Annotated in this window: 28 protein-coding genes; 18 read left to right on the top strand and 10 right to left on the bottom strand. The window is 50.6% G+C overall.

Going from position 1 to position 24140, the window contains the following annotated elements; translation table 11 throughout:
- The 9 genes from KKF06_06755 to hisD are packed head-to-tail and all read left to right on the top strand — an operon-like array spanning position 1 to position 8151.
- Complete coding sequence (locus KKF06_06755) at positions 1 to 414, top strand: single-stranded DNA-binding protein (GenBank protein ID MBU1617452.1); 414 nt, start codon at positions 1 to 3, stop codon at positions 412 to 414.
- A 13-nt stretch (positions 415 to 427) separates the two neighbouring features.
- A complete protein-coding gene (gene rpsR, locus KKF06_06750) occupies positions 428 to 682 on the top strand; it encodes a 30S ribosomal protein S18 (GenBank protein MBU1617451.1) in 255 nt (84 codons plus the stop codon).
- A gap of 1 nt (position 683) precedes the next feature.
- Positions 684 to 1109: a 50S ribosomal protein L9 gene (gene rplI / locus KKF06_06745; GenBank protein MBU1617450.1), complete on the top strand. Its 426-nt coding sequence runs from the start codon at positions 684 to 686 to the stop codon at positions 1107 to 1109.
- A gap of 6 nt (positions 1110 to 1115) precedes the next feature.
- The gene (locus KKF06_06740) at positions 1116 to 2378 is read left to right on the top strand and encodes an excinuclease ABC subunit UvrC (GenBank protein ID MBU1617449.1); all 1263 of its coding nucleotides are present in this window, start codon (positions 1116 to 1118) and stop codon (positions 2376 to 2378) included.
- Between the two features lie 40 nt (positions 2379 to 2418).
- Positions 2419 to 3543, top strand: a complete 1125-nt coding sequence (locus KKF06_06735; protein MBU1617448.1) for a peptidoglycan DD-metalloendopeptidase family protein — start codon at positions 2419 to 2421, stop codon at positions 3541 to 3543.
- 10 nt (positions 3544 to 3553) lie between these two features.
- Positions 3554 to 4747, top strand: coding sequence for a S41 family peptidase (locus KKF06_06730; GenBank protein MBU1617447.1), 1194 nt, complete (start codon positions 3554 to 3556; stop codon positions 4745 to 4747).
- Positions 4747 to 5808, top strand: coding sequence for a bifunctional phosphoglucose/phosphomannose isomerase (locus tag KKF06_06725; protein MBU1617446.1), 1062 nt, complete (start codon positions 4747 to 4749; stop codon positions 5806 to 5808). The genes KKF06_06730 and KKF06_06725 overlap by 1 nt, the downstream gene beginning before the upstream one ends.
- Positions 5805 to 6890 carry an NDP-sugar synthase gene (locus tag KKF06_06720; GenBank protein MBU1617445.1) on the top strand — a complete coding sequence of 362 codons (1086 nt, stop codon included), beginning with the start codon at positions 5805 to 5807 and terminating at the stop codon, positions 6888 to 6890. The genes KKF06_06725 and KKF06_06720 overlap by 4 nt, the downstream gene beginning before the upstream one ends.
- Positions 6883 to 8151 carry a histidinol dehydrogenase gene (gene hisD, locus KKF06_06715; GenBank protein MBU1617444.1) on the top strand — a complete coding sequence of 423 codons (1269 nt, stop codon included), beginning with the start codon at positions 6883 to 6885 and terminating at the stop codon, positions 8149 to 8151. The genes KKF06_06720 and hisD overlap by 8 nt, the downstream gene beginning before the upstream one ends.
- Here hisD and KKF06_06710 read toward each other — a convergent pair.
- Entirely contained in the window at positions 8129 to 8809 is a 681-nt protein-coding gene (locus tag KKF06_06710; GenBank protein ID MBU1617443.1) for a histidinol phosphate phosphatase domain-containing protein, read from the bottom strand. The genes hisD and KKF06_06710 overlap by 23 nt on opposite strands.
- A gap of 58 nt (positions 8810 to 8867) precedes the next feature.
- Here KKF06_06710 and aroA point away from each other — a divergent pair, with 58 nt between their 5' ends.
- The 9 genes from aroA to KKF06_06665 all read left to right on the top strand — a co-directional run bounded on the left by aroA (position 8868) and on the right by KKF06_06665 (position 16953).
- Positions 8868 to 10163, top strand: a complete 1296-nt coding sequence (aroA, locus tag KKF06_06705; GenBank protein MBU1617442.1) for a 3-phosphoshikimate 1-carboxyvinyltransferase — start codon at positions 8868 to 8870, stop codon at positions 10161 to 10163.
- Positions 10164 to 10170: 7 nt separating this feature from the next.
- Complete coding sequence (gene mutL, locus KKF06_06700) at positions 10171 to 11802, top strand: DNA mismatch repair endonuclease MutL (GenBank protein ID MBU1617441.1); 1632 nt, start codon at positions 10171 to 10173, stop codon at positions 11800 to 11802.
- 164 nt (positions 11803 to 11966) lie between these two features.
- Positions 11967 to 14150 (top strand): type I DNA topoisomerase, encoded by a 2184-nt coding sequence (topA, locus tag KKF06_06695; protein ID MBU1617440.1) that lies wholly within the window; start codon positions 11967 to 11969, stop codon positions 14148 to 14150.
- A gap of 95 nt (positions 14151 to 14245) precedes the next feature.
- Positions 14246 to 15091, top strand: a complete 846-nt coding sequence (gene panC / locus KKF06_06690) for a pantoate--beta-alanine ligase (protein MBU1617439.1) — start codon at positions 14246 to 14248, stop codon at positions 15089 to 15091.
- Positions 15092 to 15106: 15 nt separating this feature from the next.
- Positions 15107 to 15472, top strand: coding sequence for a type II secretion system GspH family protein (locus KKF06_06685; GenBank protein ID MBU1617438.1), 366 nt, complete (start codon positions 15107 to 15109; stop codon positions 15470 to 15472).
- Complete coding sequence (locus tag KKF06_06680) at positions 15465 to 15782, top strand: type II secretion system GspH family protein (protein ID MBU1617437.1); 318 nt, start codon at positions 15465 to 15467, stop codon at positions 15780 to 15782. The genes KKF06_06685 and KKF06_06680 overlap by 8 nt, the downstream gene beginning before the upstream one ends.
- The gene (locus KKF06_06675; protein ID MBU1617436.1) at positions 15779 to 16189 is read left to right on the top strand and encodes a prepilin-type N-terminal cleavage/methylation domain-containing protein; all 411 of its coding nucleotides are present in this window, start codon (positions 15779 to 15781) and stop codon (positions 16187 to 16189) included. Before KKF06_06680 ends, KKF06_06675 begins: the two co-directional genes overlap by 4 nt.
- On the top strand, positions 16177 to 16593 hold the full coding sequence (locus tag KKF06_06670; GenBank protein ID MBU1617435.1) for a hypothetical protein: 417 nt from the start codon (positions 16177 to 16179) through the stop codon (positions 16591 to 16593). Before KKF06_06675 ends, KKF06_06670 begins: the two co-directional genes overlap by 13 nt.
- The gene (locus KKF06_06665) at positions 16594 to 16953 is read left to right on the top strand and encodes an EamA family transporter (protein ID MBU1617434.1); all 360 of its coding nucleotides are present in this window, start codon (positions 16594 to 16596) and stop codon (positions 16951 to 16953) included.
- On the opposite strand, the gene KKF06_06660 is transcribed toward KKF06_06665, so the two are convergent.
- The 9 genes from KKF06_06660 to KKF06_06620 all read right to left on the bottom strand — a co-directional run bounded on the left by KKF06_06660 (position 16950) and on the right by KKF06_06620 (position 24138).
- Positions 16950 to 17441 (bottom strand): bifunctional nuclease family protein, encoded by a 492-nt coding sequence (locus tag KKF06_06660; protein ID MBU1617433.1) that lies wholly within the window; start codon positions 17439 to 17441, stop codon positions 16950 to 16952. The genes KKF06_06665 and KKF06_06660 overlap by 4 nt on opposite strands.
- On the bottom strand, positions 17438 to 17788 hold the full coding sequence (gene rplT, locus KKF06_06655; protein MBU1617432.1) for a 50S ribosomal protein L20: 351 nt from the start codon (positions 17786 to 17788) through the stop codon (positions 17438 to 17440). Before rplT ends, KKF06_06660 begins: the two co-directional genes overlap by 4 nt.
- A gap of 3 nt (positions 17789 to 17791) precedes the next feature.
- Positions 17792 to 17989 (bottom strand): 50S ribosomal protein L35, encoded by a 198-nt coding sequence (gene rpmI / locus KKF06_06650; GenBank protein MBU1617431.1) that lies wholly within the window; start codon positions 17987 to 17989, stop codon positions 17792 to 17794.
- Entirely contained in the window at positions 17989 to 18498 is a 510-nt protein-coding gene (gene infC, locus KKF06_06645) for a translation initiation factor IF-3 (protein MBU1617430.1), read from the bottom strand. Before infC ends, rpmI begins: the two co-directional genes overlap by 1 nt.
- A 21-nt stretch (positions 18499 to 18519) precedes the next feature.
- Positions 18520 to 20238: a threonine--tRNA ligase gene (gene thrS, locus KKF06_06640; protein MBU1617429.1), complete on the bottom strand. Its 1719-nt coding sequence runs from the start codon at positions 20236 to 20238 to the stop codon at positions 18520 to 18522.
- 38 nt (positions 20239 to 20276) lie between these two features.
- Positions 20277 to 21047: a serine/threonine protein kinase gene (locus KKF06_06635; GenBank protein MBU1617428.1), complete on the bottom strand. Its 771-nt coding sequence runs from the start codon at positions 21045 to 21047 to the stop codon at positions 20277 to 20279.
- A gap of 915 nt (positions 21048 to 21962) precedes the next feature.
- Complete coding sequence (locus tag KKF06_06630) at positions 21963 to 23096, bottom strand: 1-deoxy-D-xylulose-5-phosphate reductoisomerase (protein MBU1617427.1); 1134 nt, start codon at positions 23094 to 23096, stop codon at positions 21963 to 21965.
- Positions 23093 to 23545 carry a small multi-drug export protein gene (locus KKF06_06625; protein MBU1617426.1) on the bottom strand — a complete coding sequence of 151 codons (453 nt, stop codon included), beginning with the start codon at positions 23543 to 23545 and terminating at the stop codon, positions 23093 to 23095. Before KKF06_06625 ends, KKF06_06630 begins: the two co-directional genes overlap by 4 nt.
- The gene (locus KKF06_06620; protein ID MBU1617425.1) at positions 23542 to 24138 is read right to left on the bottom strand and encodes a peptidylprolyl isomerase; all 597 of its coding nucleotides are present in this window, start codon (positions 24136 to 24138) and stop codon (positions 23542 to 23544) included. Before KKF06_06620 ends, KKF06_06625 begins: the two co-directional genes overlap by 4 nt.
- Between the last annotated feature and the right edge of the window lie 2 nt (positions 24139 to 24140).

Raw genomic sequence — 24140 nt, 5'->3', positions numbered from 1 at the left:
ATGTATAACAAAGCATTTTTGATCGGCAACCTGACCAGAGACCCGGAATTGCGCTACACCCCAAGCGGGATAGCGGTCGCCCGGTTCACCATTGCGGTCAATCGGATCAAAAAAAGCGATGCCGACGGTGGAGACGGCGGCAAGAGCGGACAGGATGTTGATTTTATCAATATCGTTGCCTGGCGAAGGCTGGCTGAAGTATGCGGTGAATTTTTGAAAAAAGGGCGTCCGGTCGCGATCGAAGGGCGCCTGCAGATCAGAGGTTATGTTGGAAAGGACGGCCAAAAGAAAACCATGTCGGAGGTTGTGGCCGACAATATGCAGATGCTGGGAAGAAAGGGTGACACGGCTGAGGCGCCGGTAGCGAGCGAAGCCGGGCCGGAAAAAATCGATACTGAAGAGGCCCCATTTTAAGGAGAGGTGAATAATGGAAGGCAAGGAAAGAGAACGGAAAGGGAAACCATCACAATTTAAAAAAAGGAAGCGCAAGCCGTGCATTTTTTGCATAGACGACAAAAAGATAGACTTTAAAGACGTGGCTTTTGTCAGGCGGTTTATGACCGATCGCGGCAAGATCGCTCCGCGGCGGCTCAGCGGTTGCTGCGCCCTGCATCAGCGGATGGTAGCAAAAGCGGTTAAAAGGTCAAGAGAGGTCGGCTTAGTGCCGTATATGGTGGATTAATATGAAAGTAATCTTTGTTGAAGACGACAGGATCGAAGAGGTTTCCAACGGCTATGCCCGTAATTATTTGATACCAAACAAACTGGCCATACTGGCCACTCCTGCAGCGGTGATCGCTGCCGGAAAAAGGCGGGAAAAGCGAAAAGGGAAGCTGGATAAGCGCAGGGCCGAGTTGCAGGAATTAGCGGCACAATTGACAGCCCTTGAGGTTAACCTGAGCGCGAACGCGGGAGAAGAAGGCCGGCTTTTCGGAACGATTACTACCGCCGATATCGCGGAAGAGATCAAGAAAACGGCTGGCCATGAAATTGACAAGAGAAAAATAGAATTGGCCGCCCCGATCAAAATGATCGGTGAATACCAGGTTAAGATCAAGCTGTTTCACGACATTGTAGCCGCGCCGAAAGTAATCGTCGCCGCCAAGTAACGGGAGATGCCTTCTCTCCGGGAAAAAGCTTCGCAGCTGCCGAATTCCCCCGGGGTATATATCTTCAAGGATCGGACAGGCTCGATCATTTATGTCGGCAAAGCAAAAGCGCTGAAACGACGCGTACTTTCCTATTTTAACCGCGAGCCAGATATTAAGACAAACCTTTTGCTGCGCAGGGCTTGCGACCTGGACTACCAGATCACCGGGTCGGAGATGGATGCCTTGCTGCTCGAGGACCAGTTTGTTAAAAAGTACCGCCCCAGGTACAACATCAACTTAAAAGACGACAAATCATATCCATATCTCAAGCTTACCGTAAAAGAAGAGTGGCCGCGGCTTATAATGGCGCGCCGCAAGCAAAGAGACGGCGCCCTTTACTTCGGCCCATACACCGGGGTTATGGCTAAAGAGCTGTTAAGGATGATAAAAAAAATATTTCCTTTTCGCTGGTGCAAGGATTCTCCTCTGAAAAAAAAGCCTCAACCCTGCCTGTACTTTAGGATAGGTGTTTGTCCCGGCCCTTGCATTGACAGGATCAGCCAGGCGGAATATCGTTCAATCGTTACCAGCATTAAAGAGCTATTAAAGGGGAAATTAAGCAGGCTTATCGGCAAGTTGCGGCTGGAAATGGAGAAAGCCTCCGGAGCAAAGGAATTCGAAACAGCCGCAAGCTTGCGCGACCGGATCAGTTATTTGACAAAGATAGTTGAAAAAAGAAAACAGCCGGAAAGCACCGGGCCGGAAGAGCCCAAAGCGTTAATTAAACTGCGGGATGCGCTGGGTTTGCCGACTTTGCCGTCCAGGATAGAGGCGTTCGATATTTCCAATACTTCCGGGTCATATATTGTGGCATCAATGGTCGTTTTTACCGACGGATCGCCGTTCAAGCCGCATTACCGTAGATTTATGATACGCTCGGTCAAAGGGGAGCCGAACGATGTCCGCTCAATGAACGAAGTTGTTAAAAGGCGCTACGGCGGAGGACTATCAAGGCAGCTGCCGCTCCCCGACTTGATCCTGATCGATGGTGGTCTGCCGCAGCTGGGAGGAGCATTAGCCGGGATAAAAGGGACGGCTGGGGAGGGGGTTCCGATGATCGGTTTGGCTAAAAAAGAGGAAAGAATAATTTTACCGGACCAAGGGAAACCGCTTGAATTAGGGCGGGAGTCAGCCGCGTTGCAGCTGCTGCAAAGGGTCCGCGACGAGGCCCACCGTTTCGCGGTAAAATACCATCGATTAAAGAGGGCCCGGGGGCTTTTTCGCTAATCTTGAGAGAGCTGTTCAATTGTGATAGTATTTATAGTTCATGAAGCTTCTGGTCAAGATAATTATTATCCTGTTCATTGCTGGGTTGGCATGTCAGGCTAGAGCGGAAGAAGCGGCCCCGCCCGATGAGCAGACAAAGTTGGAGACGATCCGCCAGGCCCTGGAAGAGAACAAGGAAAAACTAAAGCAGACCCGGGAGCAAAGACAAGAGGCCCTGGGTAAGCTTGTTGTAGTCACGCGGCAGCTGAAAAGCGCCAATCGCAAGATCAGCATGGCCAAGGAAAAGATCCAAACCAACGAAAAAGAGATCGGCCAGCTCTCGGTTGAACTGCGCAAGGCAGAGAGTGAGATCGGCAAATCAGCCGATATATTGAGGAAAAGAGTTCGAGAAGCTTACGTCAATGGACGGATAAATTATCTTGATCTGTTTTTGGGCTCAAGGTCAATGTCTGATTTTCTGAACCGGTTCTATTATTTTCAGCGGGTGATCGAGAGCGATGCGACCCTGATCAAAAAGACAAAGAATTATTTGTCAGCCTCCAAGTCAAAGAGATCGATCCTTCAGGACCGGACCAAGGAGATAAAAAGCCTGGTGGTGGTAGTTGCGGGCGAAAAAGACAAGATCGCGCAGCAGCTGGAAGAAAAAAAGAAGATAGCCAGCGAACTAAAGGAACGAGAAAAGGGTTACGAAAAGAAGGTTGCCGAGCTGGAGCAAAGCTCCAGGGAACTCGAGGTCTTGATCCAGAAGAAAGTGGCTGAGAGGTCCGGGGTTGAGGTCACGAGCACAGGGAAATTTATCTGGCCGTTAAAAGGCAGGATCACTCTTAGATTCGGTGTCAGGCATAGGATCCAGGGAAGACACACTGGGATCGATATCGCGGATAAATACGGATCGCCGATAGTTGCGGCCGATTCCGGAGAGATCATCTTTGCCGGCTGGTGGGACGGATACGGCAAAGCAGTTGTTATTGATCATGGGCGAGGGATGTCCACGGTCTATGCCCACATGTCCAGGATCTACGCGACCGTCGGATCAAAAATAATACAGGGACAAACGATCGGGCTGGAAGGGAGCACCGGTTATTCAACCGGCCCGCATTTGCATTTTGAAGTGCGTAAAAATGGAAGACCGGTCAACCCGGCGAAATATTTGCCAAAAATGTAGGAGGGAAGCGATGATTAACAATAAAAAGTTCCAGGTGGGGATTGCGATAGTTATGATCTCGGTAACCGCTTTTTTTATCGGTAAAGGGGTCGCCCAGGGAGAGTTTGAGAGAAAATTCGAAGTTTACCTGCAGGCTTTGGACCTGGTCAGGAATGATTATGTGGATAAAAAAGTCGACAGCCAAAAAATGGTATATGGTTCGATCAGGGGGATGCTGGAATCTCTTGATGATCCATATACCCGTTTTCTTGAGCCGCAGCCCTACAAAGAAATGAAGATCAGGATGAGCGGGCAATATTTCGGCATAGGTATTTACATTGGGATGAAAGACAACCAGCTGGCGGTCATTTCTCCGATCGATGGGACTCCTGCGGATAAGGCCGGGTTGCGGGCGGGAGACAAGATCATAAAGATCGACGAAAAAGAAACAAAGCATATGGCACTGGACGAAGCGGTCAGCATGATCAGGGGCCCGCGCGGCAGCAAGGTTAAGCTGGCGATTTGGCGGAAAGGCTGGAAGGAAACCAGGGATTATATTTTAGGCAGGGACAAGATCGTGATCAAAAGCGTCGTCGTAAAAAGATATGAGCCAAACATTCTTTATATAAAACTTAACACCTTTGAGAACATGAACACCGCCCGGGAAGTTGAAAAAGCGATGCGGGAGAACCGAGAGGCCGACGGGCTGATCATCGACGTCAGGGGGAACGGTGGAGGGCTGCTGCAAATGGCGATAGAGATCGGGAGCATGTTCATTCCTAACGGAACGATCGTCCAGACCGTTGACCGCGAAGGGAAAAGGGAGCTGCTGGAATCTACCGGCAGGGTGATCTGGAAAAAGCCGGTCGTGATGCTGATTAATGAATCGTCCGCGTCGGCCTCAGAGATCCTGGCTGGTGCGCTGCGGGACCACAAGGTCGCGACCCTGGTCGGGGAGCACTCGTTCGGCAAGGCTTCGGTCCAGAACGTGCGTCAGCTCCAGGATGGATCGGCGCTGCTTTTGACGATCGCGAAATATCAAACGCCCAACGGTGAAGATATTAACAAGAAAGGGATCTCCGCGGAAGTCGTGGTCAGCTTGCCGACGAGCGAAGCCGAAGAAACAGCCGAGTCGGCGCTAAAAACAAAATCAGGATTTATTGACGCGCAATTAAAAAAGGCGATCGAGGTATTGAAAGGAAAGATCGCCAAAGCTGAAGAATAATGGCGGAGATCGAACTTTTAGACACAAAGGAAAAAGTTGCCGAGATAGACAAAGGGAAGATGCTGGTTGCTGTCGAACAGGTCCCGGCAATGATAGAAACGGCCTTAAAGCTCCCGCTGATCGGCACGATTGAACAAAAGCTCAAGACCAAACTAGTAGTGATCTCCGGAATGGGTGGGTCGGGTATTTCCGGGGAGATCCTGGCCGATGCTTTTCCCCTGACCTGTCCGGTGACTATCGTTAAGAATTATTCGTTGCCAGACTACGTTGATAGCGAAGCGACCGTTGTTGCGGTTTCTTATTCCGGAGAAACAGAAGAGACCCTTGCCGTCGTCCGTCAGGCGGAGGCTCGCGGCGCGCGGGTTGTCTGCATTACTTCAGGCGGGAAACTAAAAGAGATGGCTTCGCAAAAGAATTGGCCGATGGTCCTTATCCCGACGGGTTTTCAGCCGAGGGCGGCGCTGATGTACCTTTTTGTTCCTTTGCTTCAGGTTTTGGGCCGGCTTGGGGTGATTGAGGAGCAGGAAGCGGAGATACTCAGGAGCTTGCCGTTAATAAAAAAACTGCGCGATGAGTATTCGGCGTCAAACCCGGTTCGGAGCAACCCGGCCAAGCAGTTGGCCAAAAAGATCGCCGGAAAGATCCCGGTGATAATTGGCTCGGCCGGAACGACCGGCGCGGTCGCCAACCGCTTTAAAAACCAGTTTAACGAAAACACAAAATTGCCCGCCTTTGCCAGCGTTTTTCCAGAAGTTAACCACAACGAAACCGCCAGTTATTTTGCCATGTCCAGGGACAAATATAACTTTGCCCTAATTATTTTAAGGGATGAGGCGGACAATGAGCGGATAAAAAAACGGATCGAAATAACCAAGTCTCTTTTGAGCCAGCAGTTTGGCGGGATCAATGAGTTTTTCTCGCAAGGGAAATCGCGGTTCGCCCGCCTTGCTTCGCTGGTCCTTTTGGCTGATTTTGCCAGTGTTTATGCCGCCATTCTTCAGGGGATCGATCCGACGACGATCGAAGCGATAACCAGGCTGAAAAAGGAAATGTCCAGATGAAGGCAGTGATCATTGCCGGAGGATATGGGACAAGACTAAGGCCCCTGACCTACAATACCCCAAAACCTATCGTGCCTGTAGTGAACCGGCCGTTTGTCATGCACCAGATCGAACTGCTAAGGCGGCATGGCATAAAAGAAGTGATCCTTAACCTCCACTATTTAATGGGGAACATCCAGGAGATTCTGGACGACGGGAAAAAGCTTGGCGTAAAGATCTATTACTCGATCGAAAAGTATCCGCTGGGGACGGCCGGCGCGGTTAAAAATGCCGAAGAGTTCTTTGATCGTGATCCGCTGGTGGTCGTTAACGGCGATATTTTAACCGATATCAACCTCACTGAAATGATCGCCCTGCATAAAAGGAAAAAGGCCAGGGTGACCCTCTCATTGACCAAGGTTGAAGATCCGACCGCGTATGGGCTGGTCATTGCCGATCATGAAGGGAAGATCACCCATTTTGTGGAAAAGCCGAGCTGGGAAAAAATCTCGCTCTACGCGGCTTACGGGGCAACGGACAGGATCAACGCCGGGTTTTATATTATTGAGCCGGAAGTATTTAAAAAAGTCCCCAAAGGGGTGGAGCATTCTTTTGAACGGCAGCTCTTTCCGGAATTGTTGGCCGGCGGCGAGCCGATGTTCGCTTTCTTTTCTGACCGCTACTGGATAGACATCGGCAAGCCGGCCCAATACCGTCAGGCGCACGAAGCGATCTTAAGAGAAGAAGTTGAGATAAAAATATCCGGCAGCAAGGCTGGCAAGGATGTTTGGCTGGGCGAAGGAACAGCGGTCGACAAAACAGCAAAGATCAATGGCCCGGCATTGGTCGGCGACCGGTCGATCGTCGGGCCCGAGACAAGAATAAACGGCCATTCGATAATCGGACATGACGTGAAGATCGGGGCCGAATCCGTGCTGGAAAGGGCGATCATCTGGCACGGTTGCAAGATCGGCAACCACGTTTCATTAAGCGGGTGTATCATTGGTTTTAATTGCACGATAAAAGATGACGTCAGGATCGGCGAGGGGGTTATTCTGGCCGATAACACGATCATTGAGAGGGGCTCGATCATCAATGCTTAAGATCGTAACCGGAGCGGAAGTAGAAAAAGAAGTAGCGAGGCTTGTTGCGCAAAAAAGCTTGAGCGGTGAATTTCCTGAAGAAAAGACCGTGAAAGAGATCGTGGCCCGGACCAGGCGGGAAGGGGATGCCGCCCTGATCGATTACTCAAGGAAATATGATGGGGTGGAAATACTACCGGGCAAGATCAGGATAAGCGATGATGAGATAAATGCGGCATACGACAAGGTGAAAATCGGGTTTCTTGATGCATTGACCAAGGCGATCCAGAATATTACCGCCTTTCATAAAAAACAAAAAAACGACGAGTGGTTTGAAACCCTCCCTTTGGATGTGATCATGGGGCAGCGGTTGGTTCCGCTGGAAAGAGTGGGGGTTTATGTCCCTGGCGGACGGGCGACTTACCCGTCGTCAGTAGTGATGAATGTGATCCCGGCCAAGGTTGCAGGGGTTAAGGAGATCGTCCTGGTCTCCCCGCCGCCGATCAGCCCATATGTCCTGGTTGCCGCCAAAGAAGTAGGGGTCAACGAGGTCTACCAGGCTGGCGGCGCACAAGCGATAGCCGCTCTGGCGTACGGGACAGAAAGCATTCGTCGAGTTGATAAAATTGTCGGCCCGGGAAATATTTACGTGATGCTGGCCAAGAAACAGGTCTTTGGCGTAGTTGGGATCGAGAGTTTGGCCGGCCCATCAGATGTCTTGATCATTGCCGATGACGACGCTTTTCCGGAATTTATTGCGGCCGACCTTTTGGCCCAGGCGGAACACGGCCCCGGCTCGGTCGCAATATTGATAACCACTTCAAAGCCAATGATCGACGGGGTCCAGAAAGAGCTGGCCGAACAAAAGATCAAACTGAAACGACAGGAGATAATTGAAGGATCGGAGATCTATTTGTTCCACGTGGAAAGCCTGGGGAAAGCGGTAGAACTATCGAACAAGATCGCCCCTGAACATCTGGGCTTGGAGATCGGATCGCCGCAGAGGGTCCTGGAAAAAGTGAAAAACGCCGGCGCGGTATTTTTGGGCCCGCACTCACCGGTCGCGGTCGGCGACTATATCGCCGGACCAAACCATGTCCTGCCGACGGGCGGGACAGCCCGCTTCTCATCTCCCCTGGGGGTCTATGATTTTATAAAACACCAAAGCATTATCGGCTACACCAAGCCGGCGCTGAAAAATGTTTGGAAAGATGTTAAATTATTAAGCGAAGTAGAAGGGCTGGATGCTCATGGCCATTCTATGGACGTTCGATTCTCTTAAGCAGCTCTCGCGCGTTATCCCGTACCACGATCCGGGCTTCCTCGTCGCTTAACCCAGCCTCCCTGCAGATCTGCAAGGCCTGCTCCTGGGAGATCAGTCCTTTTTCATCATGGCAATCGGTGTCAACGATCAGCTTTGCCCCCGCTAGCTTTGCTTGAGCGGCAACATGGCGGTTAGTCGAGTTGTGGCCAGGCTTGGCGGTCAATTCCAGGTAAACCCCATGCTTAGCCGCCAGCGAAGCTTCTTCCGCGGTAAGCTTGCCCGGGTGAGCTAAAATATCGGCGATTCCATTGGCCGCGACCGCCGCCCGGTTAGTCCCCGGATAGACCGCCTCAACCGGCGATTCGCCGTGGACAATGATCAGGCGAGCCCCAAGTTTACGGGCCTTTTTTGCGTAGTTCGAGATATATTTGGGTTGGATATAACTTAGCTCAACCCCGGGAATGAAGATAAGCGGGAGCTTTCCCTTGGTCTCCCGCTCGAAATGAGTTAACGCTTTGATTACAGATTCAAGGTTCGACTCGTCAACATGATCGGTGATCGCCAGCGCCATGTGCCCTTTGACCTCGGCTTCCCGGACCAGGGCGGCGGGGAGAAGGAGCCCGTCACTAAAGATCGAATGGGAGTGAAACTCAATTCTTTGCCCTAAATCGTCCATAAAGCTATCGTAGCACATTGTGTGAAAGTCGCCAATAGTTTGGTATACTTATAGCGTCATGAGCCAACTCCTTGTCCAGCAAGCCAAAGCCATTACGGGGGAAATAACCGTCCCGGGAGATAAGTCCATCTCCCATCGGGCGATCATGATTGGTTCTATCGCTAATGGCGAGACCAAAATAACCGGATTTTTGGCCAGCGCCGATTGCCTGGCGACGATCGACTGCTTCCGGAAGCTGGGGATCGAGATCAAGAAAAACAAAACTGAGATCAGAGTTAAGGGGAAGGGGCTCAGGGGGTTGGTCCGGCCCAGAGAACGACTTTACACCGGCAATTCGGGAACTACCATCCGTTTGCTTGCCGGGATTTTAGCGGGACAGAGCTTTACGGCAGAGATCAGTGGCGACGAGTCGATCGGGCGACGGCCGATGGGGCGGATCGCTAAACCGCTTAGGTCAATGGGGGCCGATATTCAGGGGCGAGCAATGCCGGGCAAAGAGGGAGAACTCTTTCCTCCCTTAATAATTAATGGCGGGAAATTACACGGGATAAACTATGAACTGCCGGTCGCGTCCGCCCAGGTCAAATCTGCGGTCCTGTTGGCCGGATTATACGCGGAGGGGGAAACCACCGTTCGAGAGAAAAACTTTTCAAGGGACCATACCGAGCGCATGATTGAACATTTTGGGGGAACGATCGAACGGGGTGGATTGGTCACTTTGAAGCCAACCCAGGAACTAAACGCCAGAGAGGTTGATGTTCCGGGGGATATTTCTTCGGCCGCGTTTATTTTGGCGGCGGCGACCATGGTTACGGGCTCGGAGCTAAGGATCAGGAATGTTGGACTTAATCCGACCAGGACCGGTATTTTAGAGATCATTCATCGCATGGGGGGCTCGGTTGAGGTTGAAAATGAAATTATTATATCGGGCGAACCGCGAGGCGAGATCGTTGCCCGATCAGCCCGGCTCCACGGCATTAAAATTGACGGGGAGATAATCCCGAGAATTATTGACGAGATCCCGATCATTGCCGTGCTGGCGTCGCAAGCGGAAGGGGTTACTGAGATCCGGGATGCCCGGGAGTTAAGAGTTAAAGAGAGCGACCGGATCAAAACGATCGCGACGGAGCTTCGTAAGTTTGGGGTGGCAGTCGAGGAGCTTGATGATGGCTTGCGGATATCAGGGCCGGTAAAGCTAAAAGGGGGAACGATTGAAAGTTCCGGCGACCACCGGATCGCCATGGCGATGGCGATCGCCGGGCTTTGCGCGACTGGCCGGACAGTAATTGAAGATACCGATTGCATCGAAACCTCGTTCCCGGGATTTGCCGAAATGGTCCGGCAATTTATTTAAAACAGTTATGCCAGAGATAAAACTATTGCCCGAGGATTTGATCAACAAGATCGCCGCCGGCGAGGTGGTTGAACGTCCCGCTTCGGTTGTTAAAGAATTGGTTGAAAACTCGATCGATGCCGGTGCCGATCGGATCGTTGTTGAAATTGAGGATGGCGGAAAAAAACTGATCAGGGTCTCGGACAATGGCTGCGGCATGACCGAAAAAGAGATCTCTCTTTCCCTGGAGCGTCATTCGACCTCAAAGATCAGGTCTGTCGATGACCTTTTTAACATTAGGACGCTTGGCTTTCGCGGGGAAGCTTTGCCGTCGATCGCCAGCATTTCGCATCTTAAGATCGAAAAGAACCCGTCTGCCGGCCTGACCATTGAAGTAAAGGATCTTTTCCACAACACCCCGGTCCGCAGGAAATTCCTAAAATCAAACGCGACCGAGATCGGCCGGTGCGGAGATATTATCGCCAAGTATGTCCTGGCTTATCCGGGAATATCGTTCAAATATGTGTCCGATGGTAAAACGCTCCTTTTTTCCAGCGGGGTTGGCGATCTTTTGGCCGCGGTCATCGCTGTTTACGGCGCGGCGGTCGCCAGGGAGCTGCTGCCGGTAAACCATAGCTTTGGCTCCGGAAAGGTAGCTGGAATGATCAGTCGGCCGACGATCTCCCGCGTTGATAAGGGGTACGAGAACTTTTTTGTTAATTCCCGATACGTTAGGAGCTTTCTTTTAAATCGGGCGCTTGAAGAAACTTACAGGACATATATACCGAACAACCGCTATCCGATCGCGATCCTCTCGGTTACGATCGATCCCGGAGAAGTAGACGTCAATGTTCACCCGACCAAGATAGAAGTAAAATTTATGAAGAATCAGGAGGTGATGGAGGCTGTCCGGAGCGCATCCAGGAGCGCCTTAAAAACGATCACCCCTGTCTCATCCGGTAGCCAGGACTTTAGCCGCCAGCCTCAAAACTATAATCAAAATGTTTGGGAGCCGCAAACGCTTGATGGTTTTTTTGCGGGTGAAAATACTCCCGCGGTCCAGGCCCCATCGGATGCGGTGATCGGCCCGGAACAGCCGCTTATTCCTCTTTATCAGCTAAAACAGGCTTATATTGTGGCAACTGACGGAAGCGGATTGTCGGTTATTGATCAGCACGCGGCGCATGAGAGGATCATTTATGACCAGTTAAGCCGCCAGGGTGAAAAAGTAAATGTTCAAGCATTATTGCTGCCGGAAACTATCGAATTGGAACTGCCAGCTGCCGTAGTCGTGAAAGAAAACCTGAGCCTAATTCAGTCCTTTGGTTTTGAGGTCGAGGAATTTGGGCGAAATAGTTTTATTTTAAGGGGGATACCCGCGATCAGCGGGAAAAATGGAGGGGTAGGGTTGTTTGTTGATATTGCCAATGATTTATTAGCAACCGGAAAAAGCGACCAGGTAGAAGCTAAAAAGGAGAATCTACGGAAATCGGTTGCCTGTCATGGAGCGGTCAAGGCTGGTGAACCGATGACTACTGTCGAAATGACGACATTGATCCGCAACCTGTTTTTAACCGAAAATCCAACTACCTGCCCGCACGGGCGGCCATTAATATTTGGTTTAACTGAGATAGAAATAGAGAAAAAATTTCACCGTTAATCCCCCGAATACGCCAAAAAATGCGGTTGAACATATAAGCCGAAATTATTTATATTGCTTGACGATACTAATATAATGATGTGATCCCCGCCAAATGGCAATAAAGTTGCTTTGTTTGACAGTGTGGGGGGCGGTCTGTTAACATGACTTAAAAGGAGATTCAAATGGCGAAAAATTTAGTTATTGTAGAGTCCCCGGCAAAAGCCAGGACTTTGGGAAAGTTTTTAGGGAAGGAATATGAAGTTAAAGCGAGCGGCGGACATATTCGCGACCTCCCCCCCAAATCGCTTGGGGTTAAAGTTGACCATGATTTTGAGCCAAACTATAAGATCATTAAAGGAAAAGAGAATATTGTCAAAGAACTAAAAAAAGATGCGGCCAAGGCGAAAATGGTTTATCTGGCCCCAGATCCGGACCGGGAAGGTGAAGCGATCGCTTGGCATCTTAATGCTATTTTAGACGTAGCCAAAAAAACGAAGCGGATAGAATTTCACGAAATTACTAAAGTGGCGGTTGCCAAGGCGATCAAAACACCCAGAGAGATAGATGAAGCACGGGTAAATGCTCAACAAGCCAGGAGGGTGTTGGACCGGTTGGTCGGCTATAAGCTTAGCCCTCTCCTTTGGAAAAAGGTCCGCAAAGGTTTATCGGCCGGCCGTGTCCAGTCGGTTGCTGTCCGGTTGATCTGCGAGCGGGAAGCGGAGATCAAGAAGTTCCAGGCGATCGAGTATTGGGACGTTATTGCTCAATTGGCAACAGAGAAGGAAGAGGAGTTCTCGGCCCGTTTGGTCGCCAAGGGGACCCACGCGGTTGGCGGTCGTCCCACATCACCGGAAAAGAAGGATAATATAATCCCGTCAAAAGAAGCGGTTGACCAGATCATGAAGGAGCTGGAAAATGCTTCGTATATCGTCAAGGAGGTCCGCAAAAAAGAACAGAACCGCCATCCTGCCCCTCCTTTTATCACCAGCTCGCTCCAGCAGGAAGCGGCCAGAAAGCTAGGGTTTTCTCCCAAGAAGACGATGCTTTTAGCGCAAAAGCTTTATGAGGGCGAGGAAGTCGAAGGAGAAGGCCGGGTTGGTCTTATTACTTATATGCGCACCGACTCTGTTCGGATCTCCGACGAGGCCTTAAAGGAAGTTCGTCTCTTTGTTGAAGACAAATTTGGCGGTAAATATATGCCGAAGGACGCTAACCACTATAAAACCAAAAAGTCGGCCCAGGATGCCCACGAAGCGATCCGGCCGACCTCGATCGCCAGAACACCGGAAAAGATAAAAGAGGCATTGCCGCCGGACGAGTTCAGGCTTTACGAACTCATCTGGAAGCGCTTTGTCGCCTGTCAGATGGAGAGCGCGATCTTTGACCAGACCTCGGTTGATATTGCCGCAGGAGAATATGTTTTCCGGTCGACCGGATCGGTCATTAAATTTGACGGGTTTTTAAAGCTGTATGAAGAAAGCTTTGACGAAGAAGAAGAGAAAGAAGGGCGGCTCCCGGCTTTAACGGAAAAAGAAGAGCTGAAAAAACAAGAGGTCCGGCCCGAGCAGCACTTTACCCAACCCCCCGCCCGCTATACCGAGGCTTCTTTGGTCAAGGAGCTGGAGCACAAGGGGATCGGCCGGCCGTCGACCTATGCCCCAATTCTTTCAACGATCCAGGACCGCGGGTATGTTGAGAAAGAGGGACGGGCGCTCAAACCGACCGAGATCGGGGTCGTGACCAACGGGCTGTTGGTCAAGCACTTTCCGGAGATCATGGACATTACCTTTACCGCCGACATGGAAGACCAGCTTGACGACATTATTGACAACAAGATCGAATGGGTTGACGTCTTGAAAAAGTTTTATAAGCCATTCGCGGCGGCGCTGGCCGAAGCGGATATCAAAATGGAAAAGGTTAAAAAAGAGATCATGACCGACGAACTCTGCCCGAAATGCGGCAACAAGCTGGTTATCCGCCAGGGCCGGTATGGTGATTTTTATGCCTGTTCCGACTATCCAAAATGCACTTATACCAAGGACGTAGAAAAACCGGAAGGGGAAGGAGCGGCCCCGGAGGTCCAGGAAAATTGCCCGAAATGCGGCAAGCCGATGGTTATCAAGCATGGACGCTTTGGCTCGTTCCTGGCCTGCTCAGATTACCCCACCTGTAAAACGACCAAGCCATTGCTCCGCAAGATCGGGGTCAAGTGCCCCAAAGACGACGGGGATGTCGTGATGAAAAAGACCAGGAAAGGGCGGATATTTTACTGCTGCAGCAATTACCCGAAATGCGATTACGCCGCTTGGCAGCGCCCCACAGCTGAAAACAAGGAAGAAACTCCAAAGGAGGGGGGCAATGCTTAAGGAATTTTTCACCAAAAACGCCGGGCTTAAGCTGCTTGCTCTGGTTTTGGCGATAGTCCTTTGGTCGATCGCGAGATTCTGGGCGGTAAAATAGGGTGAAAGCGATAGCCGATCCGCTGGAGCTGCAGCGGCTTACCGGCGAGGTCCGGCGGGCCGGAAAGAGGGTCGGACTGGTCCCGACCATGGGAGCACTCCATGAAGGGCACCTGTCGCTGGTTGAAGCGGCCAGAAAAAAATGCGATTTTCTGGTAGTTTCAATATTTGTTAATCCAAAGCAGTTTGGCCCAAACGAAGATTTTAAAAATTATCCCCGGGATCTTAACAAAGACCTGGCCTTGCTCACCCCTTATGAAATTGACGTGGTTTTTACACCAGAGGCGGAGGCGATGTTCCCGGCCGGCTTTTCTGCAAATGTCGAAATTAACGGGGGGTTGGTTGAGGCGCTTTGCGGCAAGAGCCGGCCCGGCCATTTTTCCGGAGTATTGACGGTTGTCGCTAAGCTGTTTAATTTAACCCGGCCGGATCTCGCTTTTTTTGGGGAAAAGGACTATCAGCAGCAGCTGATCATCAGGAAAATGACGAAAGACCTGAATTTTCCGATCGAGATCGTGACGATGCCGACGATTAGAGAGGCGAATGGCCTGGCAAAAAGTTCACGTAACGATTATCTAAAGTTGGACGAAAGGGAGGCGGCCGGGGTTATTTTCCGGGCGCTGCAATTGGCCAAGGAGAAAATCAGCAAAGAGCCAATAAATGCGATCAAGCAACAGCTAAGAGAACTCGTTGAAAAAGAGCCGCTGGCAAAGATCGATTATATTGAGTTGGCAGACCCGGAAACATTGGCCGAAGCTGGATTTGATGCAAAAAAAGTCCTGGTCGCCCTGGCGATTTGGATCGGGCAGACAAGGCTGATAGATAATTTGGTAGTCGAGAAGAAGTAAAGGGAGGGTGCGGGGATGAGGCGGGGGTTCACGCTGGTCGAGCTTTTAGCCGTGCTGGCTATTTTCAGCTTATTAACCATTATTATGCTGCCGTCGGTGAACCGGCTAAAAGACCGGTTGTTGGTCAAAACTGCCGCCAGTCTGTCGGTTTCCAATCTAAGACGAGGGCAGGCTTTGGCTTTGGCCACTTCTGGCCAGGCGGAATGCAAAACAATTAGTCCGATCCTGCCTGGCGTGACCGCCCCTTCGGCAAAATCAATTATTTTTACCGCAGATGGATATACTCTGCCGGGAGGCTCAGGGACCCTTGTTTTGAACATTAGATCCGGCAAACCTCGAAAGGTGATAATTTCTTCCGCCGGGAGGGTCAGGGGTGAATAAAGGATACACTTTGATAGAAGTCCTGGTCGCTGCCGCTTTGCTTTTTCTTTTCTCATTTGGCTCGCTGTCGATCTTTAAGCAGACAGGGAAAATAACCGACCAGGAACAATATTATGCCAATTCCATAGCTGTCGCCCAAAAAGCACTGGCCGAGATCGAGCTGGCGGATGATTATACAAAACTCGTTGATGGCCCGGATCATCATTTTATTGTTACACTATATGCCGAAAATATTGTCAAAATTGACTTGATAATTAACAGTTTGGGCCATAAGCCGCTTCTTCTTTCAACCTTGCGGAGGGCAAAATGAGCGGACGTAAAGGCTTTACATTGATCGAAGCGCTGTTGGCGATAAGTTTGCTGGCGGCTATAATTCCGACGATCATTCTCTTGTTTTCAGCAGAGGTCCGGAGCGCCGACAAGATAATAAAAACCAGCTTAAAGCGCCAGGCCGAAAGTATCTTGGCCGCTCGATTAACCAGAGAGCTTAGATCGGCTGCAAGCCAGACGATTGTCTCGTCAAAGGAGATCTCTTTGGTTATTGATGGGGTTGGGAGCGGCTATGTTTATGAAGAAGGGATAGTAAAAAGGAAAACCGCGGTCAAGCAACCGTTGACCAACGCTGGAGAGATTGACCGGTTCGTTTGCAAATTGATCAGCAGCAGAGAGCTGGCGATAGAAATCAATAAAAGGGAAATAATTGTATGCAAAAAATGAGACATGGTGTCGCTCTTTTGTTGGTAATAATAATTGGAGGAACGTTGCTGGCCTTGGGTGTAATTACCGCCAGAATAGTTTATAATACCCTCTGGACGACAAGGGCTTTGTTTGACAAGGAAAGGGCGTATTGGCTGGCATCCGGTGGATTGGAATTAGCCAGCGCAAGGATCGATAAAAACCATGCCTGGTTCACCGATATGCCACCCCCTTCGGGGAATATAAAAGCCTGGTTGGCGGGAAGCGCGATCGGCGAACGGTTTGTTTTAGGTCGGGGAGAGGTTAAAGTAGTCAGGGAGAGGGAGGGGGGCCGGGTTTATTCGATAGGCTGTTTTTCGCAAGCCAGGGCTTTTATCTGCGGTGAATTAATAGACGGAAATCTTGAAAACAGGAAGGAACTTTAAATGGGAAATTATTTAATTTTGATCGTCTCCGTTTTACTCGCGGTAACCGGCCAACTGATGATGAAAAAGGGGATGGTCGTGTTTGGCGCGTTCCCGTTCAGCCAGATTCTGGTCAAACTTATTCCGATATTTATGAACCCCTGGGTCTTTTTTGGCTTTGTTTGTTTTGGGCTTTCTTCGATCTTCTGGCTTGTTGTCCTTTCCCGCCTGCCGCTTAGCCTGGTTTATCCCATGGTCAGCGTTGCCTATGTTCTGGTCGCCCTGGCCTCAATGCTCTTTTTTCGTGAGCCGGTCAGCCTGGTCCGGTGGATAGGAATTTCAGTTATTATACTCGGGGTGATCCTGATCTCCCGCAGTTAATCCTTGTTGTAGTATTTGGTAAAATCTTCGGGGCGGATGTTCTGGACGAAATCGTTGAACTTCTTGGTCTCTTCGGCATCTTTTTCGGAGTTGACCAGTTTGGCTTGCACCATGACCGTTTCCGCGACAAAGATCGGGGCGTGACAGCGGACCGCCAGGGCGATCGCGTCCGATGGCCGGGCATCGATCCCCAAAACCTTCCCTTCTTTATTCTCCACGTTGATAACGGCAAAGAAGGTCCCATCTTTAACGTCGTTGATGGCGACCTGCTTGATCTTTCCTCCCAGCGCATCGATGGTGTTTTGTAGGAGATCGTGGGTCATGGGGCGGGGAGGTTTGACCCCCTGGAGTTCCATGGCAACGGCGGCCGCTTCAAAAACGCCGATCCAGATAGGAAGGAAATTCAGCTCATCCTGATCGCGCAGTAGAACCAAAGGGGAGAGATTGCGCGGGTCAAAACCTAACCCGCCGACAATCATTTCGATCATGGCTTGCGGGCGACTTCAACGATCTGGGCAAATGTAGCCGGATCGTTCATGGCCAGATCGGCCAGCATTTTACGGTCGAGCAGGACCCCGGCTTTTTTAAGGCCGGCAATAAAGGTGTTGTATTTAAGACCGGCGGCAACCGCTGCGGCGTTGATTCGTCCGATCCAGAGGGCCCTCATGTCCCGCTTTTTTTGGCGACGACCGCGGGTCGCATGGGTCATAGCCTTGAAAACGGCGGTCTTGGCCCGCCTGAACTGGGTCCGGACTGTTTGCCGGAAACCTTTAGCCCTGGCGAAAACCTTTTTTCTGCGGCGACGAGCGACAAAACCTCTTTTAACCCTAACCATTTCTTAGCCTCCTGGGAGCATATCGTGGATCCGCCTGACATCCGAAGGCGAAACTTCTTTTTTCGCTTTCAGACGCCGTCTTTTGGACGCAGATTTCCATTCCAAAAGGTGGCGTAATCCGGAAGACCGTCTTAAGATCTTTCCCGACTTTTTAATTTCAAACCTTTTTGCGGCCGCTCGTCTTGTTTTTGCTTTTGGCATTAGTGTTTCACCGGCGCAAGCATTAAATTTAGGTTCTTACCTTCCATTTTTGGAGGAGCCTCTGGCTTGCCCGCCTCCGTAATCGCTTCGATCATCCTGCCCAGGACCCGGTGTCCCAGTTCTTTATGGGCCATTTCCCGCCCCCGGAAGAAAATATTGATCTTGACCTTGTAACCCTTCGCGAGGAATTCTTTGGTCTTATTAACCCGCACGTCAAAATCATGCTGGGCGATCTTGGGGGAGAGCTTAACCTCTTTTATAACCCCTGATTTAGAGGACTTGCGTGCCTCTTTTTCTTTTTTTGAAAGTTCATACTTGAGCTTGCCAATATCGCCGATCTTGGCGACGGGCGGAGTCGCGGTCGGCGCGATCAGGATAAGATCGTAGCCCCGCTCGCGAGCAAGCTTAAGTGCGTCTGGGGTTGGGCAATTGCCAAGCTGTTGTCCGTTTTCGTCAATCAGTCTGACTTCTTTTGCCCAAATGCGCTCGTTAACCTGGTACTGTTTAATAGTTCTTAACCCCCATACAACCTATGTATTATAGCGCATTTCAGGGCGGAGGTCAAAGGAAAAATCCTGGATGGTCTTAACGCCAAGCTCACCCTTTTCCCTGGAGCGGATGGCGACCGTGCCGGCTTGTTCTTCTTTATCGCCAAGAATCAGCATATAGGGGACCTTGGCCAACTGGGCGTTCCTGATCTTGGCCCCGATCGTTTCCCGCCTGGCGTCAACCTCGACCCGGACGCCGATCTCCCGGAGCTGGGCGGCGACTTTTTCCGAGTAATCATTATGACGGTCGGAAACAGGCAAGATAGAGACTTGGGTGGGGGCGAGCCAGAATGGGAATGCCCCCCCGTAATGTTCAATTAGAGCGCCAATAAATCGCTCCAGGCTGCCCAGAATAGCGCGATGAACCATAACCGGGGTCTGTTGCTTGCCATCTTCGCCAATATAATTAAGGTTAAAGCGCTGGGGGAGATTGAAGTCGACCTGGACTGTTGGTCCCTGCCAGGCGCGGCCGAGGGAGTCTTTCAGTTTAACATCGATCTTTGGACCGTAAAAAACCCCTGCTCCTGGGTCGATCTCAAACGGAAGCCCCCGATCCTGAAGCGCTTTTTCCAGAATAGCGGTTGCTCTGTCCCAATTATCAGCCGTCCCGGCAAAGCTTTCCGGGCGGGTGGAAAGGTTGATCTTGAAGTCAAAACCAAAGGTTTTCATGACAAACGCGATAAAATCTAAGGTTTGAACGATCTCCCCTTCGAGCTGGTCCTCACGGCAGAAGATATGAGCGTCATCTTGGGTAAAACCCCGGACACGGAGAAGGCCATGCAAGACCCCGGATTTTTCATAGCGATAAACCGTGCCAAACTCAAAGTAGCGGATCGGCAGGTCGCGATAACTTCTGGTCTTCCGGCTGTAGATCAGGATGTGACCGGGGCAGTTCATTGGTTTGACCACGTATTCCTGTTCATCGATCTTCATAAAATACATATTTTCGCGGTAATAATTGGTGTGGCCGGAAGTATTCCAAAGGTCGATCTTGGCGATGTGGGGAATGTAAACCTGTTCATACCCGCGCTTAAGATTTTCCTTCTTCATGAAATCTTCGATCAAACTCCGGAGCATGGCTCCTTTTGGATGGTAATAAACCAGCCCGGCCCCGGCTTCTTCGTGGAGCGAAAAGAGGTCGAGCTCCTTACCAAGTTTGCGGTGGTCTCGTTTCTTAGCCTCTTCTAGGTTCTTTAAGTAAGCATCAAGCTCCTCTTTAGTTGGGAAAACGGTCCCATAGATCCGTTGCATCATCGGATTAGTTTCAAGGCCGCGCCAGTAGGCGCCAGCAATGGAGAGGAGCTTGAAGGCCTTGATCCGGCCGGTAAAATCAACGTGAGGGCCGCGGCAAAGATCGAAAAAATCGCCGTTATGATAGAGCGAAACCTTGTCGGCCTCTATTTCTTTGATGATTTCGGCCTTGTATTTTTCTCCTCTTTCCTCGAATAATTTAATTGCTTCGTCCTTGCTGACTTCCCGCCGTTCGAATTTCTGGTTCTTTTTACAGATATCTTTCATCGCTTTTTCTATCTTGGGGAGGTCTTCCGGGGTGATTGCTTGCGGCAGGTCGAAGTCGTAGTAAAATCCGTCGTCGGTCGAAGGCCCAATCCCCAGTTTTACTCCGGGAAAGATTTCCATGACCGCTTGGGCCAGGACGTGGGAAGTTGAGTGGCGCAGGGTTTCCAAATCAAATTTACTCATTAAATAATTATATCATAAAAAAGACGAGGCTTTCACGATCAATCGACGTTAATTAAGGATTTGATAAAGCGGATGACGTCGCGGCAACTGGAAAAACCACTTTCCCTCATGACCCCGACTTCAGGCGTAGTTTTGGTCGCGGTAAATAGGAGTTCAGCAATACCTGGCGTTAAACCCCGGCAAACAGCAAGATCAGCGATCCTGCTCCCCAGGAGATTCCTGGAAATATGGGGATCGATCCCGGGGGGGAGGGCTAATTTGCCGGTGAGCATCTCAAAGAGAGAGACACCAAGGGAATATATATCGTCTTGAATGGTCGGTTCGGAGCCGCTAACGATCGCCGGGGAAAAGTAGCCGGAGGTGCCGCTGCTATGCTGGTGACCGTCAATGACGATGGGGAGGCCGTTTTTCCAGCAAAAGGCGAAATCGATCAGTTTCGTGCCGACAAAATTGCTTGGTTTTACGTCCCGGTGGGTCAAGCCGTGCTTGTGGACGTGATGCAATCCTTTCGCGATCCCCAGGCCGATCGTTAAAACTTCATCCACCGGGAGGGGGGAGCCGAGAGAGCGATTTGATTGGTCCTGCTCCTCTAACAGTTCCATTATGATAAAGGGGCGTTCGCCGATGCGGACGAGGCCGAAATAATCAATAATATTTGGGTGCGGTTTGTCTTGAAGAAGGGTGGCCAGCCCCCTGGCTTCATTGGCTAGATAGAACACGTTTTCGGGGTTGATCGGCTTATCGTCCGGGAGCCCCTTGGTGGCGACCTTTTTGCCGCTGAGCAAGGTTTGTTCATGGATATGTGACATCCCTCCTCGAGCCCTTAAATTGGTGCGATCGAAATAAAAAGTACAGACCTCGTTATCGTTGAGGAACCGTCTTCCAGCGGCAGTGAGATCGTAAAACTTCACTTTTGGTATCATAAAAAAACGTCGTCAACTATCGGCGGGAATTTCAGGTTGTTAGGCGGTCCTTGCCCAGGTATCGGTGGCCAGGACGTTAGGGCGTTAATAAATATTACAGGTTGGCATTGTTTTGTTAAAATTAGTGATCCCGGCTTCCGTAACCTGGGTGTGCCTTAGTTCCAGCCGCTGCAAATTAGTTAAGGATAAAAGATGCGCTAAACCTAGGTCAGAGACTCTGGCGCCTGTTAGATCCAACCAATATAAATTTGACAGGTGAGAGAGTTGTGGGAGGCCGGCATCAGTAATTTGAGCGTTACGCAGATACAATATTTGCAGATTTAATAAGGATGAAAGAGAGGGGAGGCCGGCATCAGTGACAAGACTGCTAAAAAGATACAATTCTTGCAGGTTAGAGAGAGATGAGAGGTGAGACAAACCGGCATCTGAAACTTGACTTCCCCATAAGTACAACCGCTGCAAATTAGACAAGGCTTGCAATGGGGGAATGTCGCTATCGGTTATATTTTTCAACGAAAGATACGTAATCCTGCCGGCTTTATCAGTCCTCATCGTTGAAATGCTTCTCGCGAGCTTTTCTCTGATAAAGGCTTCTTGTGGTTGAACGGGAGCCGTATTGCCGGGGAGGCGATATGGTCCTCTATTAACAAGGCATGGTGATCTTGGTTTAATTTGCCCCCCAATATTTCTTATAACAGCTGAAATTATTCCCAAAAAAACGCCTCTTTTTGCTTGACTTAAACAGTCGCTTACTGATATATCGTTAAAAAGATGAAGAAAATTCAGGAGAATAAAAAATATTTAATTTGATCTGGCCCAGGTATCGGCAGCCAGGATGGTCTCCAGCGAGGCGATCGGTTGGCTCTCGTGTTTATCAAGGACCGCTTTAATCCGCTGGGGGATCTGGGCGAAGTTGATCTTGCCGTCAAGGAACTGGCGGACCGCCACTTCACTGGCGGCGTTAAGCACCGCGGTTGTCGTCCCCCCTTTTTTTCCCGCGTCATAGGCGTATTTCAGACAGGGGAACTTAACAAAGTCAGGTTTTTGGAACGTCAGTTGCGCGACTTTGGTAAAATCGAGCCGACCCCACATATTTTGTTGTCGTTCTTCTTCCAGGAGCGCATACTGGATCGGGATCCGCATGTCAGGGGCGCCTAACTGGGCGATGACCGATCCGTCAATAAACTCAACCATAGAGTGAATGGTGCTTTCCGGGTGGATAATAACTTCGATCTGGGAATAATCCAGCCCAAAAAGGTGGTGCGCTTCGATCACTTCCAGTCCCTTATTCATTAAGGTCGCGGAATCGATGGTGACCTTGGGCCCCATCTTCCAGGTCGGGTGTTTTAATGCTTCTTTGGCGGTTAATGAAGCGAACTTTTCAGCAGGGGTTTTCAGGAACGGACCGCCTGAAGCGGTTAGGATGACCTTTTTAATGGTTTTACGGTCTTCCCCTTTTAAACACTGGGCGATGGCGCTGTGTTCGCTGTCGATCGGAAATAATTTAACTTTGTTAGCAACAACCTCTTTAATAAACAGTTCCCCGGCGGCAACCAGGACCTCTTTGGTGGCGAGGGCGATATCTTTCTTGGCATGAACAGCAGCAAAAGCGGCTGAGAGCGGGGCGGCGCCGGGAATCGCGACCACGACCAGTTTGGCGGTCGTCATGGTGGCTGCTTTGACTAAACCATCCGGGCCAACAACAACCTCCGCTTTGATCTCCGGCAAAGCGGCAAGTAGTTTCTGTTTTCCTTCTTCGGTTGCCAGCGCGACAAGTTGGGGCTGGAACTTATTGATCTGTTCGACCAGGACCGGGATATCGTTCTTGGCGGCCAGGGCAACAACATTCAGCCGGCTGGGATAGATGGAGACGATCTCCAGCGCCTGCTTCCCGATGGAGCCGGTGGAGCCAAGGATGACGATCCCTTTTTTCATAGGATAAAGTTTATCACGCCTAAGGTCGCGGCGGCAACCAAAATGGATGCGATAGTTGTTCCGATAAATCCGGCAAAAAAGGTCGGACCCCAGCGCAGGCCGAGGAGATAGGCGGCGATCGTTCCGGTCCAGACCCCGGTTCCGGGGAAGGGGATGGCGATAAAAATGGTTAAGCCGATCAATTCCATCTCTTTGATCAGACCGCTTTTCGAACGGGTTCGGGTGAATAACCATTGGAGAAAATTATTAAATACGGGGATCTTTTCCAGGTGTTCGGTAATGTTTTCCAGGAACCAGAGCAGCGGGAAGATCGGCAGAATGCTGCCTAAAATGCTAAGCAGAACAACGGTAGGCGGCGCCAGCTTGTAAACCGCAATTCCCAGCGGAACCGCTCCTCTGACCTCAAAGACCGGGATAGCCGCCAGGAGAAAAACGGCTAATTCGTTCATGGTTTGTTGGTGATCGTCACTTTTTTTAAAACAACTTCTTTGAGCGGCCGGTCGCGCTCATCGCGGCCAACCGTGGAGATCTTTTCTGCGATATCGTACCCCTTGACCACCTTGCCAAAGATCGTGTGTTTTCCGTCAAGCCATGGGGTCTCGGCGACCGTAATGAAGAACTGGCTTCCATTGGTATTGGGCCCCGAATTGGCCATGGCAAGTCTCCCGGGCTCATCAAAGCTGGTCTCTTGCGGGGTTTCGTCTTCAAACCGATAGCCGGGTCCCCCCATGCCATTCCCCAAAGGGTCTCCCCCTTGGATCATGAACTCGGGAATTACCCGATGAAAAATCGTTCCATTATAAAGGGGCTTCTTTTCGATCTCGCCGGTCTTAGGGTCCATCCAGCCGATCTCTCCTTTGGCCAGGCCGACAAAGTTCTTGACCGTTTGCGGCGCCTCTTTATCGAGCAGTTCGACAACGATCTTTCCCATCGAGGTCTCCAGGATCGCGTAAGTTTTTTCCATTTTTTTTGTCCTTCCTGCCGCGGTCAGGGTCGCCGCGAAAATTAGCAATAAGAAAACCAATAATATTTTGTTTTTCATAA

This window comes from Candidatus Margulisiibacteriota bacterium, assembly GCA_018822365.1.
Lineage (GTDB): Bacteria > Margulisbacteria > WOR-1 > O2-12-FULL-45-9 > XYB2-FULL-48-7 > XYB2-FULL-45-9.
This window is presented reverse-complemented; position numbering and strand designations above follow the sequence as displayed.

Excerpts from the sequence above, each read along its gene's own strand:
- KKF06_06755 (MBU1617452.1), top strand. The coding sequence starts at position 1 with ATGTATAACAAAGCATTTTTGATCGGCAACCTGACCAGAGACCCGGAA.
- rpsR (MBU1617451.1), top strand. The coding sequence starts at position 428 with ATGGAAGGCAAGGAAAGAGAACGGAAAGGGAAACCATCACAATTTAAA.
- rplI (MBU1617450.1), top strand. The coding sequence starts at position 684 with ATGAAAGTAATCTTTGTTGAAGACGACAGGATCGAAGAGGTTTCCAAC.
- KKF06_06740 (MBU1617449.1), top strand. The coding sequence starts at position 1,116 with ATGCCTTCTCTCCGGGAAAAAGCTTCGCAGCTGCCGAATTCCCCCGGG.
- KKF06_06735 (MBU1617448.1), top strand. The coding sequence starts at position 2,419 with ATGAAGCTTCTGGTCAAGATAATTATTATCCTGTTCATTGCTGGGTTG.
- KKF06_06730 (MBU1617447.1), top strand. The coding sequence starts at position 3,554 with ATGATTAACAATAAAAAGTTCCAGGTGGGGATTGCGATAGTTATGATC.
- KKF06_06725 (MBU1617446.1), top strand. The coding sequence starts at position 4,747 with ATGGCGGAGATCGAACTTTTAGACACAAAGGAAAAAGTTGCCGAGATA.
- KKF06_06720 (MBU1617445.1), top strand. The coding sequence starts at position 5,805 with ATGAAGGCAGTGATCATTGCCGGAGGATATGGGACAAGACTAAGGCCC.
- hisD (MBU1617444.1), top strand. The coding sequence starts at position 6,883 with ATGCTTAAGATCGTAACCGGAGCGGAAGTAGAAAAAGAAGTAGCGAGG.
- KKF06_06710 (MBU1617443.1), bottom strand. The coding sequence starts at position 8,809 with ATGGACGATTTAGGGCAAAGAATTGAGTTTCACTCCCATTCGATCTTT.
- aroA (MBU1617442.1), top strand. The coding sequence starts at position 8,868 with ATGAGCCAACTCCTTGTCCAGCAAGCCAAAGCCATTACGGGGGAAATA.
- mutL (MBU1617441.1), top strand. The coding sequence starts at position 10,171 with ATGCCAGAGATAAAACTATTGCCCGAGGATTTGATCAACAAGATCGCC.
- topA (MBU1617440.1), top strand. The coding sequence starts at position 11,967 with ATGGCGAAAAATTTAGTTATTGTAGAGTCCCCGGCAAAAGCCAGGACT.
- KKF06_06685 (MBU1617438.1), top strand. The coding sequence starts at position 15,107 with ATGAGGCGGGGGTTCACGCTGGTCGAGCTTTTAGCCGTGCTGGCTATT.
- KKF06_06675 (MBU1617436.1), top strand. The coding sequence starts at position 15,779 with ATGAGCGGACGTAAAGGCTTTACATTGATCGAAGCGCTGTTGGCGATA.
- KKF06_06670 (MBU1617435.1), top strand. The coding sequence starts at position 16,177 with ATGCAAAAAATGAGACATGGTGTCGCTCTTTTGTTGGTAATAATAATT.
- KKF06_06665 (MBU1617434.1), top strand. The coding sequence starts at position 16,594 with ATGGGAAATTATTTAATTTTGATCGTCTCCGTTTTACTCGCGGTAACC.
- KKF06_06660 (MBU1617433.1), bottom strand. The coding sequence starts at position 17,441 with ATGATCGAAATGATTGTCGGCGGGTTAGGTTTTGACCCGCGCAATCTC.
- rplT (MBU1617432.1), bottom strand. The coding sequence starts at position 17,788 with ATGGTTAGGGTTAAAAGAGGTTTTGTCGCTCGTCGCCGCAGAAAAAAG.
- rpmI (MBU1617431.1), bottom strand. The coding sequence starts at position 17,989 with ATGCCAAAAGCAAAAACAAGACGAGCGGCCGCAAAAAGGTTTGAAATT.
- thrS (MBU1617429.1), bottom strand. The coding sequence starts at position 20,238 with ATGAGTAAATTTGATTTGGAAACCCTGCGCCACTCAACTTCCCACGTC.
- KKF06_06635 (MBU1617428.1), bottom strand. The coding sequence starts at position 21,047 with ATGTCACATATCCATGAACAAACCTTGCTCAGCGGCAAAAAGGTCGCC.
- KKF06_06630 (MBU1617427.1), bottom strand. The coding sequence starts at position 23,096 with ATGAAAAAAGGGATCGTCATCCTTGGCTCCACCGGCTCCATCGGGAAG.
- KKF06_06625 (MBU1617426.1), bottom strand. The coding sequence starts at position 23,545 with ATGAACGAATTAGCCGTTTTTCTCCTGGCGGCTATCCCGGTCTTTGAG.
- KKF06_06620 (MBU1617425.1), bottom strand. The coding sequence starts at position 24,138 with ATGAAAAACAAAATATTATTGGTTTTCTTATTGCTAATTTTCGCGGCG.